Annotated in this window: 11 protein-coding genes and 1 tRNA gene; all 12 read right to left on the bottom strand. The window is 57.5% G+C overall.

Annotated features, from left to right (window positions below; translation table 11 throughout):
* Positions 1 to 14: 14 nt before the first annotated feature.
* Positions 15 to 2,144, bottom strand: a complete 2,130-nt coding sequence (pknB, locus tag ACP3RB_RS07940) for a Stk1 family PASTA domain-containing Ser/Thr kinase (RefSeq protein WP_426698989.1) — start codon at positions 2,142 to 2,144, stop codon at positions 15 to 17.
* A gap of 47 nt (positions 2,145 to 2,191) precedes the next feature.
* Positions 2,192 to 3,943: a protein kinase domain-containing protein gene (locus ACP3RB_RS07935; protein WP_304193463.1), complete on the bottom strand. Its 1,752-nt coding sequence runs from the start codon at positions 3,941 to 3,943 to the stop codon at positions 2,192 to 2,194.
* A complete protein-coding gene (locus ACP3RB_RS07930; RefSeq protein WP_426698988.1) occupies positions 3,940 to 5,379 on the bottom strand; it encodes a peptidoglycan D,D-transpeptidase FtsI family protein in 1,440 nt (479 codons plus the stop codon). Before ACP3RB_RS07930 ends, ACP3RB_RS07935 begins: the two co-directional genes overlap by 4 nt.
* A complete protein-coding gene (locus tag ACP3RB_RS07925) occupies positions 5,372 to 6,832 on the bottom strand; it encodes an FtsW/RodA/SpoVE family cell cycle protein (RefSeq protein ID WP_060824088.1) in 1,461 nt (486 codons plus the stop codon). Before ACP3RB_RS07925 ends, ACP3RB_RS07930 begins: the two co-directional genes overlap by 8 nt.
* The gene (locus tag ACP3RB_RS07920; protein WP_426698987.1) at positions 6,825 to 8,573 is read right to left on the bottom strand and encodes a PP2C family protein-serine/threonine phosphatase; all 1,749 of its coding nucleotides are present in this window, start codon (positions 8,571 to 8,573) and stop codon (positions 6,825 to 6,827) included. Before ACP3RB_RS07920 ends, ACP3RB_RS07925 begins: the two co-directional genes overlap by 8 nt.
* A gap of 3 nt (positions 8,574 to 8,576) precedes the next feature.
* On the bottom strand, positions 8,577 to 9,041 hold the full coding sequence (locus ACP3RB_RS07915) for an FHA domain-containing protein FhaB/FipA (protein ID WP_426698986.1): 465 nt from the start codon (positions 9,039 to 9,041) through the stop codon (positions 8,577 to 8,579).
* Positions 9,041 to 9,907 carry an FhaA domain-containing protein gene (locus ACP3RB_RS07910; RefSeq protein ID WP_426698985.1) on the bottom strand — a complete coding sequence of 289 codons (867 nt, stop codon included), beginning with the start codon at positions 9,905 to 9,907 and terminating at the stop codon, positions 9,041 to 9,043. Before ACP3RB_RS07910 ends, ACP3RB_RS07915 begins: the two co-directional genes overlap by 1 nt.
* Positions 9,908 to 10,135: 228 nt before the next feature.
* Positions 10,136 to 10,222 (bottom strand) — tRNA-Leu (locus tag ACP3RB_RS07905).
* A gap of 88 nt (positions 10,223 to 10,310) precedes the next feature.
* Positions 10,311 to 10,670 carry a PLDc N-terminal domain-containing protein gene (locus ACP3RB_RS07900; RefSeq protein ID WP_314604743.1) on the bottom strand — a complete coding sequence of 120 codons (360 nt, stop codon included), beginning with the start codon at positions 10,668 to 10,670 and terminating at the stop codon, positions 10,311 to 10,313.
* A gap of 151 nt (positions 10,671 to 10,821) precedes the next feature.
* Positions 10,822 to 12,384: an alanine/glycine:cation symporter family protein gene (locus ACP3RB_RS07895; RefSeq protein WP_314604744.1), complete on the bottom strand. Its 1,563-nt coding sequence runs from the start codon at positions 12,382 to 12,384 to the stop codon at positions 10,822 to 10,824.
* A 338-nt stretch (positions 12,385 to 12,722) separates the two neighbouring features.
* The gene (gene lysX, locus ACP3RB_RS07890) at positions 12,723 to 15,980 is read right to left on the bottom strand and encodes a bifunctional lysylphosphatidylglycerol synthetase/lysine--tRNA ligase LysX (protein WP_426698984.1); all 3,258 of its coding nucleotides are present in this window, start codon (positions 15,978 to 15,980) and stop codon (positions 12,723 to 12,725) included.
* A gap of 133 nt (positions 15,981 to 16,113) precedes the next feature.
* Entirely contained in the window at positions 16,114 to 17,478 is a 1,365-nt protein-coding gene (nhaA, locus tag ACP3RB_RS07885) for a Na+/H+ antiporter NhaA (RefSeq protein ID WP_426698983.1), read from the bottom strand.
* Positions 17,479 to 17,495 lie beyond the last annotated feature (17 nt).

Genomic DNA, 17,495 nt, shown 5'->3' with positions numbered 1-17,495 from the left:
GCCGCTAGAACCCCTTAGCGGGCATTAGCGTTAGCATTATTTGCGTTGTTCGCATTGGCATTCGTGTTAGTACCCTGAATCGTACGGGTACCCGCAGCAGTGGACGCAGCCGGTGCCGGAGTAGCGGTAGCGGTAGAACGCTGCTGGTTATTCGCTGCCGCAGGCTGAGTAGCCGCAGTAGTCGGCTGGGTAGCGGTAGAACGCTGCTGGTTAGTGGTTGCAGCAGAATTCTGGTTACCGGTCGACGCCGCCGGCTGAGTAGCCGCAGTAGTCGGCGTGGTCGTCTGAGTCGGAGTAGCAGCCACACGAATCGTCACAGTGCTGTTCTGAGCCACCAGAGTACCCGCCGCAGAGCTCTGCGAAAGCACAGTGCCCGCAGGACGCTCATTAGTCTGAACGGTCTCAATGTTGGTGTTCAGCAGAACATCCTGAGCAGTCAGAGCAGCAATTGCCTGATCCTTGGTCAGACCCACCAGCGAGGGGACCTTCACCTTACCGGAGGACAGGACGATGTTCACGGTGCTACCAGCCTCAACGGTCTGAGCACCCTTATCATCGGTCGAGCCCTTCTCAGGGGACAGCTCCACAACCATACCCGCAGGAATAGAAGCGCTCTCCACAGTGGAGACGCGGCCATCCACCAGACCAAGATCCTTCAGAGCGTTACGGACATACGCCTCACTCTGACCCTGCAGGTTATCCGGCAACTTGACCTTCTCCGGACCGCTAGAAACAGTCACGGTCACAGTCGAACCCTTATTAACCTTTGAACCGACACCCGGGTCAACGCTGATAACGTCGCCCTTCTTGATGTTGTCAGAGTAAGCCGTGCGGTACTCCACCACGAAGCCTCGGTTACGCAGCTGGTTATCGGCATCATCACGGGAAACATTCACCACAGCCGGAACCGGAACCTGCGGAACCTCATTGAGCTTGTTCTGGTAGTACAGAACCGAGCCGACACTGAAAACCAGCAGAGCCGCAATCAGAGTACCCACGAGGAAACGAACCCACGCACGCTTACGCGGCGAAGACTCATCGTACTCCGCGTACTCCTCATCGTCGTACAGTTCCTCATCGTCTTCGTACTCGAAGAAGCCGTTGAGGCCGCCGTCCTCCACCGAAGCCTCAGTAATCGAGGTGGTGTACGGAGCGTAATCCTCACCCAAGGAAGCGGTAGTCGCCGAAGGTACAAACGCAGTAGTCATCGCTGCATCCTGAACTACGGTCTCTTCACCCGGGCGAACAACCGACACCAAAGCCTGAGCGAACTCAGCAGCACTCTGATAACGCTCATCCGGGTTCTTCGCCAGACCCTTCAGAATCACAGCATCCAGACCCGCCGGAACCTCAAGCGGGGTGAACTTGCTCGGAGGCTCAGGAGCGTCAGAGAGGTGCTTAGCCGCCAGGTCAACATTCGACTCAGCGTCAAACGGAGAACGACCAGCAATCATCTCGTAAATCACGCACGCAGCAGAGTACAGGTCACTACGGGCGTCAACATCCTTGCCGCTCACCTGCTCCGGGGACATGTAGCGTGCGCTACCCATCACCACGTTAGCCTTGGTCAGCGCCTCGCCAGCTTCCTCAATGGCACGGGAAATACCGAAATCCATGACCTTAATCTGGCCCGGCTGACCCTTAGCAATGTCCTCGCTGGTACGCTCCAGCACCATAATATTCGCCGGCTTAATGTCGCGGTGAATAATGCCCATCGAGTGGCTGTACTGCAAAGCACTCAGCAGCTGCTCGGAATAACCCAAAGCATCACGGACCGGCAGATGGCCGCCACGAGACAGAATGGAACGCAGAGTATGACCCTCCACGTACTCCATCACAATATAAGGAATAGCGGTGCCCTCTTCCGAAGAAGACTCCTCACCATCCTGCGAGGGGTTATACGAACCGGTGTCATAGACAGCAACAATCGCAGGATTGTTCAGAGACGCCACAGCCTCCGCCTCACGCTTAAAGCGTGCGCGGAACGTATCGTCCTGGGCCTGCTCCGGGCGCAGAATCTTAAGCGCAACCTTGCGGCCGAGGCGAGTATCCTCAGCAGCATAAACGGTTGCCATCGCACCGGTACCGATTACCTCGAGTACCTTGTAACGGTTATCAACCGTGTCGGGAACCGACAGGTCCATAAGTTCTCCTGGATTACTAAGACTAAAACTAAATCAAAACGTAGGGGCTATCGCGCCGATGCGGAAGCAGAAGCCGACGCAGACCGTGAAGCGGAAGTACTTGCACTTGATCCCCTACCCGAACTGGAAGAGGCCACATACATGTCTACATTACTACCAACCGTGACCTTGGTGCCAGATGAGGGAGTAGTACGAAGCACCGTACCGGGGGCCGCAGTGTCCGAATTCTCATAATGCAGAGAAACATTCACACCCAGAGCGGCAACAGCCTTCGACGCCTCATCAACGTTCTTACCCTCAAGGTTCGACGGCAAAGTCACCGACTTCGGACCGGTCGAATAGCGAACAGTCACGCTATTACCCTGCTCCAAAGTACCCGTCGGAGAAACCGAAATCACCGTGTTCTCCGGCTGAGTCGACTCAACGCCCTCAGTCTTGGGTGACAAGCCAAGGTTCTTCAGCTCGTTCACCGCATCCTGCAGCTCTCGACCCTCATAGTTAATCGCGTTGACGGTCACCTTCTGCTTTGCGGCACGAGCAGAAGCAGACTCAGTCGGCTCCACCGTAGAAACGGTACCCGTGTTCGTCGGAACAGCAGACGAAGAAGCGCTCGGAACCGAATCAGTCGAACCGCCACCATTATTAGAGGAGAGGACCGTCCAAATACCGCCAGCAATCAGCACGATAGCCAGAAGCAGAGCAACCCACATCCACACGTTCGGGCCGCGCTTCGCCGCAGGAGCAGGAGTAGACTTCACACGGCCCGACACAGGACGCATCGTCTGCTCACTAGTGCGAGGAATCGGTGCCGTCGTCGGCTCCGGCGAGAAACGACCACCAGAACCAAAACGCGGAGTAGCAGAAGCACTAATCGGCTCCGCCGCAACATCCATCGCGGTCATCGCAACAGTCGCGTCGTCAGCGTTCTCCTCAGCCAAGAACTGAGCCAAAGAAGGAACAGCCTTCACCGCAGCCTTCAGATCGCGGCGACGAATCGCATCTACAGCAGACGCCAGAGCGGTCGCATCCTTAGGACGCTGAGCCGGGTCCTTAGCCAACAAGCACATAATCAGCGCGCGAGCAGCAGCCGGAATGGTCTCCGGAAGAGGCGGCGGCGGATCATTCACCTGAGCCAAAGCAATCGCAATCTGCGACTCACCCGTAAACGGACGACGACCCACCAGGCACTCATAACCAATAATTCCCAACGAGTACATATCCGAAGACGCGGTAGCCGCCTGACCGGTTGCCTGCTCCGGCGCCAAATACTGGGCGGTACCCATCACCTGGCCGGTAGCCGTCAACGGCACCTGATTAGCCAAACGAGCAATACCGAAATCAGTCACCTTCACGCGATCATCCGGGGTGATGATAAGGTTACCCGGCTTCACGTCACGATGCACCAGACCCTGCGAATGAGCCGCAGCCAACGCGCGAGCAGTCTGAGCAATGAAGTTCAGAACACGGTCCGGAGGCAGGGTAGTCTCGTGCTCAATGATGCTAGAGAGCGGATTGCCCGGCACCAGCTCCATGACCAGGTACGCGGAGTTGTCCTCCTCGCCGTAGTCGAAAACATTCGCTACGCCGGGGTGGTTCAACAGCGCCGTATTACGGGCTTCAGCGCGGAAACGCTCCAAGAAGCCCGGGTCACCGGTGTACTCCTCCTTGAGGATCTTGACCGCAACGATGCGCCCAAGCACCTTGTCGCGAGCTTTCCACACCTCGCCCATACCGCCAATCGCGATACGTTCAGTTAGGGTGTAGCGCCCGCCCAAAGTGATATCAGCCGCAGGCCTCACTTGTTCAACACCGCCTCAAAGAGTTGCTTACTAGTACTGGTTGCCAACTGGGCACCGGTCGCCACGTCAATATCCTCATAAACCACAGCAATCGCAATCTGAGGATCATCAGCCGGCGCGAAACCGGTAAACCAAGAATTATTCAAACCTGCCGTGGTCTCCGCGGTACCGGTCTTACCCGCCACCTTCACACCGGAGACACCAGCATTACGTGCAATACCATTATCAACCGCGTTCACCATCCACTGCTTGACCTGGTTAGCAATTTCAGGGCTAGTGGACGTACGCAGCTTCTCAGGAGAGAACTCCTGCAAAGTGCTCAGGTTGCTGGTCTTCACCGAACGAATCAGGTTCGGCTTCATCTGCACGCCGCCATTTGCAATCGCCGCAGAAGTCATCGCCACCTGCAACGGAGTGGTCTTCACGTCGTACTGGCCAATTGCCGACTGAGCAAGCTGGCTCTGGGTCAGATTCGACGGGAAAGACGACTTAGAAACCGTCAAAGGAATCTTCAAATCCTGGCCGTAACCAAAATTCTCAGCGGTCTTCGCGATACGCTCCTGACCCAAATCCATCGCAATCTGCGCAAAAGGCGTATTGCAGGACTGAGCCAAAGCCCACTCAATCGTCGCCTGAGTACGGGTGCCACACTGACCGCCCGTATAGTTCGGCAGGCTAATGTTCGTACCCGGCAGCGGCAACTGCGCGGGGTTCGGAATGACCGAAGATGCGTTGTATTTGCCGGACTCCAGCGCCGCCACCGCATCAATAATCTTGAAGGTCGAACCCGGCGAATAGGTGTTACCCGCAATCGCACGGTTAAACAGGGGGCTGTCCTCATCAGAAGTCAGCGCCTGGTAATTCGCCAAAACCGAAGAGCTCGTATGAGACGACAGAAGATTCGGATCATAGGACGGCGAAGAAGCCATCGCCAGAATCTCACCGGTCTTCGGGTTCAACGCCACCACAGCACCCTTACGGCCCTGCAGCGCGTTGTAGGCAATATCCTGAAGCTTCGAATTGATCGTCAGCTCCACGCTAGCGCCCTGCGCGGAAGAACCACTGAACAGCTGTGCCACACGGTCGTAGAACTGGCTATCACTCGTGCCAGCAAGCTCCTTATCCATAGCAGCTTCCAAACCGGTCGCGCCATAAATCGTGGAGAAATAACCCGTCAGAGCCGCATACTTGAGCGGGTGGTTATACACACGCTGGTAGTTGTACTCATCATCGGACTTCACCGACGAAGCAATCTCCGTACCGTCAACCACAATCGAACCACGTGCCGAACCGTAGTTGTCGTAGAGCGCTCGAGAATTCCACTGATTATTCATCAGCGTCTTCGAATCGAAGAACTGAATATAGCTGAGGGTACCCATCAGCAGGACAAACACGCACGCGGCAGACATCCACATGCGGCGAATAGCCCTATCCATTCTTCTCACCTCCAGAATCCTTAGCCGTAATGCGCGCCAGAACGCTAGTAGCACCCTCCGGCTCGTAGCTAGTGTCCGCATGGTCAATACCCTGCGGAGCATCATAACCAGCCACCAGGTGAGGTGCGCGGGCACTATGAGAAATAGACAACCACAGCGCCACAATAATCCAGTTAGCCACCAACGAGGAGCCACCGGCAGACATGAAAGGAGTCGTCAGACCGGTCAGCGGAATCAATCGAGTTACGCCGCCAATCACCACGAACAGCTGCAGAACCATGACCGTAGACAGGCCGGCAGCCAGCAGCTTGCCGAAACCATCACGAGTACCCAACGCCGCACGGTAACCGCGCGAAACCAGGAGCATGAACATCATCAGGATGGCACCCAGACCCACCAGGCCCAGTTCCTCACCCAACGAGGAAATGATCATATCCGAATTAGCGTACGGGACGAGGTTCGCGCGGCCCTGACCCCAACCGCGGCCAAAAAGACCGCCGTAAGCCAGACCGAAAACGCCCTGCAGAATCTGACCCGAACCACCAGGAGACGCCTGGTAAACCTCCGGATCAAAAGCATGCACCCACGCATAAATACGGGCATGCACGTGCGAGACATAGTGGTACGCGAAATAGCCACCCACAGCCATACCGACACCCGCAACCACCAGCCACGAAATACGACCGGTCGACAGGTACAGCATCGCCATGAACAGGCCAAAGAACATGATCGCCGAACCAAGGTCCTTCTGGAACACCAGAACACCCAGGCTCACAATCCACGCCAAAAACACCGGCGCCAAATCACGCAGACGCGGCAGATTGATAGGACCGATGCGGCGTCCAGCCACCAGAATCAGGTCGCGGTGGGTCGCCAAATAGCCGGCGAAGAAAATCGCCAGAGTAATCTTCGCGACCTCACCCGGCTGGAACGTGCGGTTACCGATATGAATCCAAATACGAGCACCATTGAGCTCCATACCCAGACCCGGAACCAGCGGCATGATGAGCAGAATCATCGACAGCACCAGGGAGGTGTACGTGACCTTACGCAGTAGACGGTAATCCCTGAGCACGAACACAATAATCGCGCACAGCACCATAGACACGCCGGTCCACATCAGCTGACCATCACCCACCGGAGCCGCAATCTGCGGATCCAAACGATAAATCATGGTCAAACCAATACCGTTCAGAGCCACCACCAGCGGCAGAATAAACGGATCAGCGTAACGGGCACGGAACTGCATGACCAAGTGAATCAGAAGAGCACCGGCGCCCAGCACCACCGTGCACGGCAGCCACTGGCTCTTCGAGGTATCAAAAGCATGCTCCGGATCAATCAGGTACATGCCGAAGGAGCTGATCCCCACCGCCAAAACCAGCAGGAAAAGCTCCGTGAAACGGCGTGCACGAGGTGCATCCGACTCACGGCGGAACGAGAGCTTAGCCATTGTTCTCACCGCCCTCTGCCGCAGGTGCGGCAGCCTGTTCAGATGCTACAGGAGTCGCGGAAGCCGGATCGGTGCTCGGAACTGCAGAAGCAGACGGCGACGCAGACGCAGAAGCGGAAGCCGACGCTGAAGCAGCAGCCTGCTCAGCCTTCTCACGCGTCTGATCCGCCTGAGTCTTCAAACGAGACACAATCTGATGCGCATCATCCAGGTCCTTCGCCGTAATCGCATTACGCAACAGGGAACGAGTATGATCGTTCAGCTCACTCGTAGAAATATCGGTATTCTCCACCACGTGAGAAAGACGAATCGGGCCCAAGGCATGCGGAATACCGTTGTACACCGCAACCGTGCCGTCACTCTCACCCACGTAGTAGCTACGCTCCACATAGCGCAGACCGGTCCACGCACCCAGCGTCAAAACAGCGGCAACCAGCAGAGCAATGAACAGGCGAATCGACCACGACCGCGGACGCGAACGCTCCGCAGTATCCTCAGCGATCAGCTCCTCCAGCTCAGCCGGCAGGGCCGCCTCATCAGACTCAACCTTCAAAGGCACACGCTGAGCCACCGTCGCACGGTGCTCCAGGGTACGAGAAGTCACCGCCGGAATCATACCGGTCTCAGTAGCCACCGAAGCGGCACCAACCAGCTGATGCGGGCGGGAACCCAACTCACTACGCAAAATCGCAGCGTTCGTAAGAGCCGCATCCACGGCGTTATCGTACGTACCGATATGGTGACGCACCGCCCCAGAACCGCTATGCAACAGGGTTCCAGAGAAGTCACGAGCACGACGGAAACGGCGCAACGACCGACGACGAGACTCCTCAGAGTCCTCATCACGGTGCGCACCCAAAATAGCCTCAGCAGCCTCAGCCGTGGCAGCAACCTCGGGAAGCTTCTGAGTATTCGTGCTGACCTCCTGCTCCGCCACAATCGAATCAGGCAGAGCGGATTCAGGCAGGCTCGAAGGACCCACCGGCTCATCCACCGGCAGAACCTCACGGTCAATCACCTGTAGGGACACAACCGTCACGTTATCCGGCGCGCCACGCTCCAACGTCATCGCAATCAGAGTGTCAGCAATCTCAGACAGGTCATCGGTAGAACGCATCACCTGCTCAATCTCCGCCAGGGACACCACAGCATCCAAACCGTCCGAAGAGAGCACCCAGCGCTCGCCGGGAATAGCGTCCAGAGTCTTCAACTCCAGCTCGGGGGAGGCGTCAACATCACCCAGAACACGCATAATCACGTTCTTATGCGGGTGGTTCTCCGCCTCCTGCGGGGTAATACGACCCTCATTGAGCAGACGCTGCACAAACGTGTGGTCAGTAGAAATCTGCTCAAACTCGCCATCAGCGCCCGGACGCAGACGATACGCACGCGAGTCGCCAATATGGGCGAACTCAATGCAATCACCATCAATCAGCAGGGCAGTACAGGTCGTACCCATACCCGCCAACTGCGGATCATTCGCCGCCAGCTCATTAATAATCAGGTTCGCACTCTGAATCTCATCAGCCAGATAGACACCGCCGGCACCATCCTCAAAATCGGGGTGATCAAGCGGAGTCAGATTCAGAACCGTCGTAGCCGACGCGACATCGCCGCCCACGTGACCGCCCATGCCGTCAGCAACGACAGCAAGGAAACGACCACCGTAGCCGGAGTCATCATTCTTCGAGCGTTTCAGACCCGTATCAGAGCGGGCCTCAAAACGAAAAGCAATCTTCATACACTAGCCCCTCAACTGCATGGTGGTACCGCCAACGCGGAAATCATCACCGGGCTCAATCGGGGTCGCACGAGTCAGACGCTCGCCATTGACGAACGTACCATTAGTAGAATTCAAATCCTCCAGGAACCAACGGGAACCCTGAGGGAACAGGCGCGCATGACGGCCCGAGGCGTAATCATCCTGCAGAGACACCTCAATGTCATTAGCGCGGCCAATAGTAATCGGGTGATCACCCAGCTGCATCATGGCGCCAGCCTGCGCACCCGCAGTAATCACAAGCTGCGAAGGGCGAGTCGGCGGAGGCGCAATATGGGTAGCTTCCGGAACCGCATCAACCGGTGCAGTACGATAGTTCTTACCCAAACCAAGGTCACGGCGAGCAGCCGAAACCACCAGGAAAACAAAGAACCAGATGAGCGCCAGAAAAGCGTAACGAAGGATAGTAACAGTCAGTTCGGACGCCATTAACGGGCACCTCCGGTCGAACTATGGAAAATGATGCGGGTATTACCCATGCGAAGCAGCGAACCGTTCGCCAGCACCACGGGCGCACGCAAAGGCACCCCATTAATCAGCGTGCCATTAGTAGAACCCATATCGGAGGCGACCACCGCACCACCCTGCATCGAAAGCTGCAGATGACGGCGAGAAACACCCTTATCATCCAGGCGAAAATCAGCATCAGAACCGCGACCCAACACAAACGGCAGACGATCCACCGGGTGCATGCGACCCTCAATCTCCAAGAAGAAACGGGGAGCACCCGCCGCAGGGGACGGTACCGGCATGTTCAAGCGAGGTGCAGGAGCCTGCTGAGGCGCAGGCTGAACAGGAGGGGCCGGCTGGGCTGCAGGCTTCGTAATGCGGGTCGGCAAAGAAGACTCACGCGGCGGACGCACCGGCGCATAGTTAGTAGCACCGCGCAGAGACGCCGGGGACGCCGGAGCCTCCGGCACAGAGAACGGCTCGAAGGTTGCAACAACCTCAAACTCGCCCTCAGAGAGAGAATCAAGAACGTTGAACGTCACGCGAACCGCACCAATCAGGGTGTAACCCTGCGCGCGGGCGTGCGAAATCGCCAAATCGCACAGCTCAACAGCGAACGGGTTGCCCCACTCGCGTACGCGGGGGAAATCAACCGGCGCAAAACGGAGAGTATAGACATTAGGAGCCATAGTGCGGCCACTGCCGTCCACGTAGGACTCGTCATCCATCATGATGCGGACGCGGTTAGCAACATCCGCCTTCGCAAAGGTGCCGAAGCCCTTGGAAAGGCCGACAGTGCGACCGATGCCTTGCTCCAGCTTGCCCAGCTTGTCGAAAAACTTCATGCCGCCTCCTTCTCAACGACCATTCCGAGCAACAGACCGCGCAAACGGTCTTTATCCGAAAGGCTCAGTTTAACGAGCGTGTCTGTGCGTTAGCTGTGTGTCCTGTGAATGAACACACCCGATTCTATTTTAGGTGATGCACTCGCCATCGCTCTGGAACCCCGTCATTTAGCGGGGAAATGGTTATGGATATGAAAAAATCCCCGGTTCTTTCGAACCGGGGATCGTTGGTGCGCGAGGGGGGAGTTGAACCCCCACGCCCTCACGGGCACACGGACCTGAACCGTGCGCGTCTGCCTATTCCGCCACTCGCGCATGTGTCTTACGGTGTATCACCGCAGGCAACACATAAAACTATACGGACTGCATGCAGTGCTGTCCAATCGAGAATGTGTGACCTTCGTTACTTGGAGGTGGTGGAGGGTTCAGGAAGAGCCTCCGAGGCGCTATCGGACACTCCACCGGAAGCCGCCGCATCGGAAGAAATCGCACCGGATGCAGTCGCACTGGAAGCAGTCGCGGAACCCCGCGCCGTACGCTCGTGCTCAGCCCGTTCCCGGTCAATACACTCCAAACGCGCACGCAACAACCACGTCACCGGACCCACATACGGCAGGCACAACACCAGCAGAAGCCACTTCAACTTCTGCACCTCAGAAAAATACGGATTCCGATGAATCGTCACCAAGCACAGTAGCGCCAACGCAATACCAGCCAGAAACACAACCGTGACCACCAGCTCCAGTACAGCATTCCAATCCATAAGCCCTCCTAACATCCTCCCTAAGCATACAGACCCCGCAAGAACATACAGGCTGCAGGAACCTCCTCACAGGCACCCCCGGCGCGTAAAAGGGCCCGCCCCACACACAGCAGGACGGACCCTCCACAAAAGCCTATACAAGGCTCACAAACTAGCGGCTAACCTTCTTAGCCTTCTTCGCAGCACGACGCTCAGCAGCCTTCGCATCATACTCAGCCCAGAACTCACGGGTAGTCACCGCATCGGTACCATCCCACGCCGCAAGATTCTTCAACTCAGGCATATCCGAAGCCTTGAAAATCGGCTCCAAACCAGCCTTACGCTGAGCCTCATAGTTCTTCAACACCGCAACAACCTGCGGAGTCATCAACAGAACCGCCGTCAAGTTCACAATCACCATGCCGGCATTCAACATATCCGCGGTAGTCCATACCAGATCCAGCGAAGAAATCGCGCCGAAGAACACGAACACCAGAACCAGCGCACGGAAAATAGTCATCGGCAGCTTACGCTCAGTCACGAAACGCATGTTCGACTCGCCGTAGTAGTAGTTACCAATCACAGTCGAGAACGCAAACATGAAAATAGCGATAGTCAGGAAGTGAACCGCCCAGTCACCCAGCTGCATCGCCAAAGCCGACTGAGTCAGCGACGCACCGCGCGAACGATCACCATAGGTCGGATTCGACAGCAGAACAATAAACGCGGTCACAGTACACGCCATCATCGTGTCAAAGTAAACACCCAGAGTCTGCACGTAACCCTGCTTAGCCGGGTGAGAAATAGTAGCGGTCGCACCAGCGTTCGGAGCAGTACCCATACCCGCCTCGTTAGTCAGCAGGCCACGCTTCATACCCCAAATCACGGCACCCATGGTACCGCCAGTCACGAACTCCTTAATGCCGAAAGCACCCTGGAAAATCATCAGCAGCATATTCGGAACCTCAGAGATGTTCAGCAGAACAACCAGCAGACCCAACAGCAGATACAGCACCGCCATAATCGGCACCAGCCACTCAGTCACCGAAGAAATCGCGCGAATACCACCGAAAATAATAGCCGCAGTCAGCGCCACCATAATCAGACCAATAGTGATGCGGAAGCCCATCGAGTTAGTACCCGAAACATCAATGTTGAACGAGTTCGCCGCAGCATCCACCACAGCATTCGTCTGAACCGCCACAAACACAAACGCATAAGTGACCACAATGAATGCCACAAAGATGTAACCCATCCACGGAGCATTCAGGCCGCGCTTCATGTAGTACGCCGGGCCACCAATGTAGGAATCCTTACCGCGCTCCTTGTACAACTGACCCAGAAGGGACTCCGCGAAAGCAGAAGCCGCACCAACAGCAGCAATAACCCACATCCAGAACACAGCCCCCGGGCCGCCCATAGCAATAGCCAAAGCAACACCCGCAACAGTACCGGTACCCACACGAGAAGCCGCCGACACAGTAAACGCACGGAACGAAGAAATACTCTTCTTGCCGTCAGCCTCACGAGCAACCGGGTCACCCAGGACACGAACCATTTCCTTAATGGAACGCCACTGCACGCCGCGAGTACGAATCGTAATGTACAGACCAGCCGCAATCAGAGCGTAGTAGAGGAAATTACTCCACATCCAGTTCTGCACAGCATCCACGGTGGAAGTCAGTCCCGCAGTCTGCGTATTAATGTCCCCGATGATATTCAGAAGAAAATCCACTCGGTACTCCAATCTTGAAAGCAAAAAGGCCCTCACTCTCAAACCCGGAAGACGGACGAGGTGGGGGCTACATTGCTGGGTGATGCGGACTCACGCCGCGTAACGGAGGGGTATATGCTCCGTATGATTAGTCACCCCATTGTGTCGGGTGCAACCCCCGCTAGACAACTTAAAAAGGGGCGCAACGCAAAATGTAACGAATACTTAATATACGGGCAGAGTAAATATAAGATCCCGTACGGGTTCCACCAACACTAGCGGGGCGGGGCGCGAGAAGCCCGGCACAAGGCACAAAACCTCGCACCGGGCATAGCGAATAGCGGGGGTATCGGGTTGGGTTATGAACGCTCAGGCTTCACGAACGGGAACGACAACACCCCACGAATCTGCGTCTGAGTCAACAGCATCACCAAACGGTCCACACCCAGACCCAAACCACCCGTCGGCGGCATGCCCGTCTCCAAGGCGTACAGGAAATCCTCATCCACCTCCATCGCCTCCAGGTCGCCCGAAGCCGCCTTCAACGACTGCTCCGTCAGACGCTCACGCTGCACCAACGGATCCGCCAACTCGGAATACGCACAGCCCATCTCCATGCCATTGATCACCAAATCCCAGCGCTCTGCCAAACCCGGAACACTACGATGCGGCGCCGCAAGCGGACTCGTCTCCGCCGGGAAATCCGTATAGAACGTCGGCTCCACCGTATGCGCCTCAACCAGCTCACCGTACAGCTCCTCAACGATAGCTCCCGGGCCCATACCCTCATGGACACGCACACCGTGCTGCTGCGCCAGAGCCAGCAACTCCTCAAAATCCGTCTGCACATCCACGCGGCGACCCAGCGCCTCCGACAGGGCATCACACACCGACACCACACGCCACGGACCCGATACATCAGACACCGTGCGCTCACTCGACGCCTTATGCCCCAGCGGCAAAGACACCGAACCAAACACCGCCTGCGCGGCATCCTTAATCAGGCGCTCCGTCAACTCGCGCATCTGCACATAATCCGCATACGGACGATACGCCTCAAGCACCGTAAACTCCGGATTATGGGTCGCATCAGCACCCTCATTACGGAAATCACGACCCAGCTCATACACCGGACCGCTACCGCCCACCACCAGACGCTTCAGGTACAGCTCCGGCGCAATACGCAGCGTCAAATCCTCGCCATAGGCGTTGATATACGTGCGGAACGGACGCGCGCTCGCGCCACCGTGCACCGTATGCAGAATCGGGGTCTCCACCTCGAGGAAACCCTCCGCATCCAGTCGGGCACGCAACGCCTTAATGACCGCGGTGCGCAGACGCAGATTCTGCATCTGATTCGGATGCACCAACAGGTCCGTGGAACGGCGCCGCAGACGCGCCTCCGGGTCGGTAAAGGAGTCGAAGGGGATGGGGTGCAGACTCTTCGACGCCATGTGCCAGGTGGAGGCAATCAGCGATGGGGTGCCGTTGCGGCTCGCCCCGTAGTTGCCCTGCACGGTGATGATGTCGCCGGTATCCAGGTTGCGGGAGGCGAGGCTCAGCAGGCGCTCGCCCACCAGGCCGCGCTCCATGACGACCTGCAAGGTCTTGCCATCTTCAATAAGGGTTACAAAAAGGACTCCACCGTGGTTGCGAAGCGCGCGAATACGCCCCGAAACCATAAATTCTGAATCTGGAATATTTTCAGAAGAGAATATACGCAGAGCATCCTTGACACCCAACACAGGGGCGCTAGCACTACCCAAAGAACCACCCAGCGGATACGGCTCCATACCCGCCGCACGCAACGCCTCCAGATGGCGCAGACGATGCTGAGTCTGATCGCTACGCGACACCTCAGGAAGCTCTTCCACGGCAGCAAGCTGCATCTGCTGAAGAGCCACCAACTCATCAGCAGAAAGACGCTGCTCCTGATCCTGCAAACGGCGCGCCGACAGATTCGGCAAGAAACCCTCCGCCATACCCGCAGCAAACACAACATTCACCATCGCCAACGTCGGCTCAGTCGCCAAATAACGAGGAACCCACAGCGGGGCAAACTTCAGATTGAAACGATACAGACGGCGCAACTGCAGAAAACGATCCAACATACCCAAAGAGCGGGACGCGAAACGGTTCCACGCCGACGCACCCACCTGATCAGCAGCCTCAAAAATATGGCCGAACATCGCAAAATTCAGCGACACCCGACGCACACCCAGCGTCGCCGCCTGCTCCATCAGTGACGCCACCATAAACTCCACCACACCATTAGGTGCCTCGGGGGAGCGGCGCATAACGTCCAACGACAGGCCGGTAGGACCCCAGGGGACGAATGACAGCAGAGCCACCATCCGGCCTGCCTCATCATGAGCCGACACCAGAACAGACGAAGAATCCGCCGGATCATTCACACGATTCAGAGCCATCGAAAAACCGCGCTCCACACGCCCATGACGCCACGCAGAAATATTCTCCGCAACCTGCTGACGCTGCTGCTCATCCAGCTCCGCAAAGCGACGCATCTGCACCGTGTACCCGCCGCGGCGCACACGCTGAACCGCCTGACGCACCGGCAGCATCGATGTGTCATTGAGCGTGAAACGGTCCGCCTCAAGGACCGCCTCCTCACCCATCTGAATAATCGACAGGCCCGCACGGTTATAGGCGCGAGCACCCGCCTCACTCACGCTCAGCGCCGCAGGAACCCAACCATAGCTACGCGCCTGCAGCATCCACTGCTCAATCGCGGCATCCCACGAATCAGGGTCACCCACCGGGTCGCTCGACGCCAAACACACCGAACCCACCGAACGGTACGTAATCGCAGCCCTCTGATCCGGAGAGAAAATCACCTGCTTATCGCGACGCGTCGCAAAATAGGAGAGCGAATCATTGGCACCGTACTGCTGCAGCAGAGCGCGGATCTTTAGCTCCTTCTCACCGGTCCACGCATCCGGGGCACGGTAACCGCGCGCCAACAGGTACAGCGCCACAACCAGCGAAGCACCGTAACCAAAAGACGCCAAGAAAGCCACCACATCGGCAGACCAAACACCGGGATGAGTACGCTCAATACCCATACCGTGCATGAGTAGCTCCCACGGGGTGATGGAACGCAACGGCTCCCACACACCAATACGGCAGAGGTACCAGGGCACCAGGGTAGTCAGCAGAATACCGCCAGCCGCCGTAGCAGCCGCACCCACCCACGAGAGGCGACCAATACGCGCCGGGAACGCCGAACGAATCGAAAAAAGGAAAGGCACCAGCGCACACGCAAACACAATGGAGAGCGTATCGACCGTTGAGGAGAAAATACGGTCCTTCGGCATAAGCCCCGCGGGGAACGCCAGTGTGAAGGCGCTATGGGTTGCAATCAGTACACCAAGTACCTGAAAAACAATGGCGGCAATGAGGGCAGCGCGCTTACGCACAATCAGCCCGGACACCATCACAATCATCGTAATGGCGCTGGGCAGAGTATGCGTGGAGGGAATATTCAGCAGGTCAGCGGTGACTTCCCACCAGGTGAAGCCACGGCCGCGCCGCAGAGGAGAGATAATCCACGCAAACGTGGTCAGCAGCGCCGCAAAAGAATACACCCCAATGACCACGCGTGCTGATATCTCTGCATACCTTGAGGGAGGCGCGGGCACCTGCCCTGCTCGTGCGGTACGGCGACGTGAGGTAGTGCGGTGAGACATCATAATCCAGCGGGTCATTGGGGTGTCGGGAAGGTGCTAGACCTTAGGAGTTCTGGTTTGACTCAGCCATCGGGTCACGGTAGGTGCCTTCGAAGACGTCAGGGATGCCGTTGTCGTCAGCATCCACGCTTTCCTTCTCAGCCAGGGCACGGTAGTGCTTATTGCGGCGAGACAGGATAGCCGCACCCACAATGGCAGCCAGAACAGAGCCGACGAGAATCGCAATCTTTGCGTCCTCGGTGTGTGCCGAGCCGTGCGGGAAGGACAGCTCAGCCACCAGCAGGGACACGGTGAAACCGATACCACCGGTTGCAGCCAGACCGACCACGTCAATCCAGGCGATGTCCGGGTCGAGGTTAGCGTTCTTGAAGCGGGTGACGAGCCAGGTGGTACCGAAAATACCGAGGGTCTTGCCGGCAACCAGCGCGACCATAATGCCGACCGCCACGGAGTCGGTGAGGGCGCGTCCGAGGCCTTCAAAACCGCCCACAGCCACACCCGCGCTGAAGAACGCGAAAATCGGCACGCAGATGCCGGTAGAGAGGGGGCGGAAGCGGTGCTCCAGCACCTCCGCAAGACCGTGTTCAGCCTGCGCCGCCTCAGAGCGAGCGGACATCTTCACGGGCACTAGGAAGCCCAGAACCACACCAGAAATGGTGGCGTGAATACCGGACTCAAGGAAGAGCGCCCAGGTGATAATACCCAGGGGCAGAAGCAGCAACCAGGCAGCCAGCGGCTTCAGGTGCAGCATGGTCTCACCGCGGTAGGCGATGAACGCGAAAAGGGCGAGGGGGATGAGCGCGAAGAGCAGGTACTCGCCGTGGAAGTTATTGGTGTAGAAAATCGCGATAATGCAGATTGCAATCAGGTCGTCGACCACAGCCAGGGTCAGCAGGAAGACACGCATCGCCGAGGGGAGGAAAGTGCCCACTGCGGCGAGAACAGACACCGCAAACGCAATATCGGTTGCGGTGGGGATAGCCCAACCGTGCAGAGCGGTGGGGCTGGTGAAGTTCAGCGCCGTGTAGATAATTGCGGGCACCGCAACGCCGCCGAAAGCAGCCGCAATCGGCACAATAGCGGTGGACGGCGACTTGAGGTCACCGATCACGAATTCCTTCTTCAGCTCCAGACCGGTGAGGAAGAAGAAAACGACGAGCAGACCGTCTGCTGCCCAGGTACCGACGCTCATCTGTAGGTGGTTGAAGCCGGGGATAACCGGGCCGACCACGGTGTCTCGCAGACCAAAGTAGAGGGTGGAGGCGGGGGTGTTGGCGAGTACTACTGCCAGCACCGTCGCAATCAACAGCACGGTACCGCCGACGGATTCTGCACGCAGAATATCGGCTACGCGGCGTGAGTTGCTATACGAGCCGCGGCTGAGGGTATCTGGGTTGGTGTGAGTCATTCTCTCCTCTTTCTGCC

This window comes from Rothia mucilaginosa (assembly GCF_049990865.1).
Taxonomy (GTDB): Bacteria; Actinomycetota; Actinomycetes; order Actinomycetales; family Micrococcaceae; genus Rothia; species Rothia mucilaginosa_I.
This window is presented reverse-complemented; position numbering and strand designations above follow the sequence as displayed.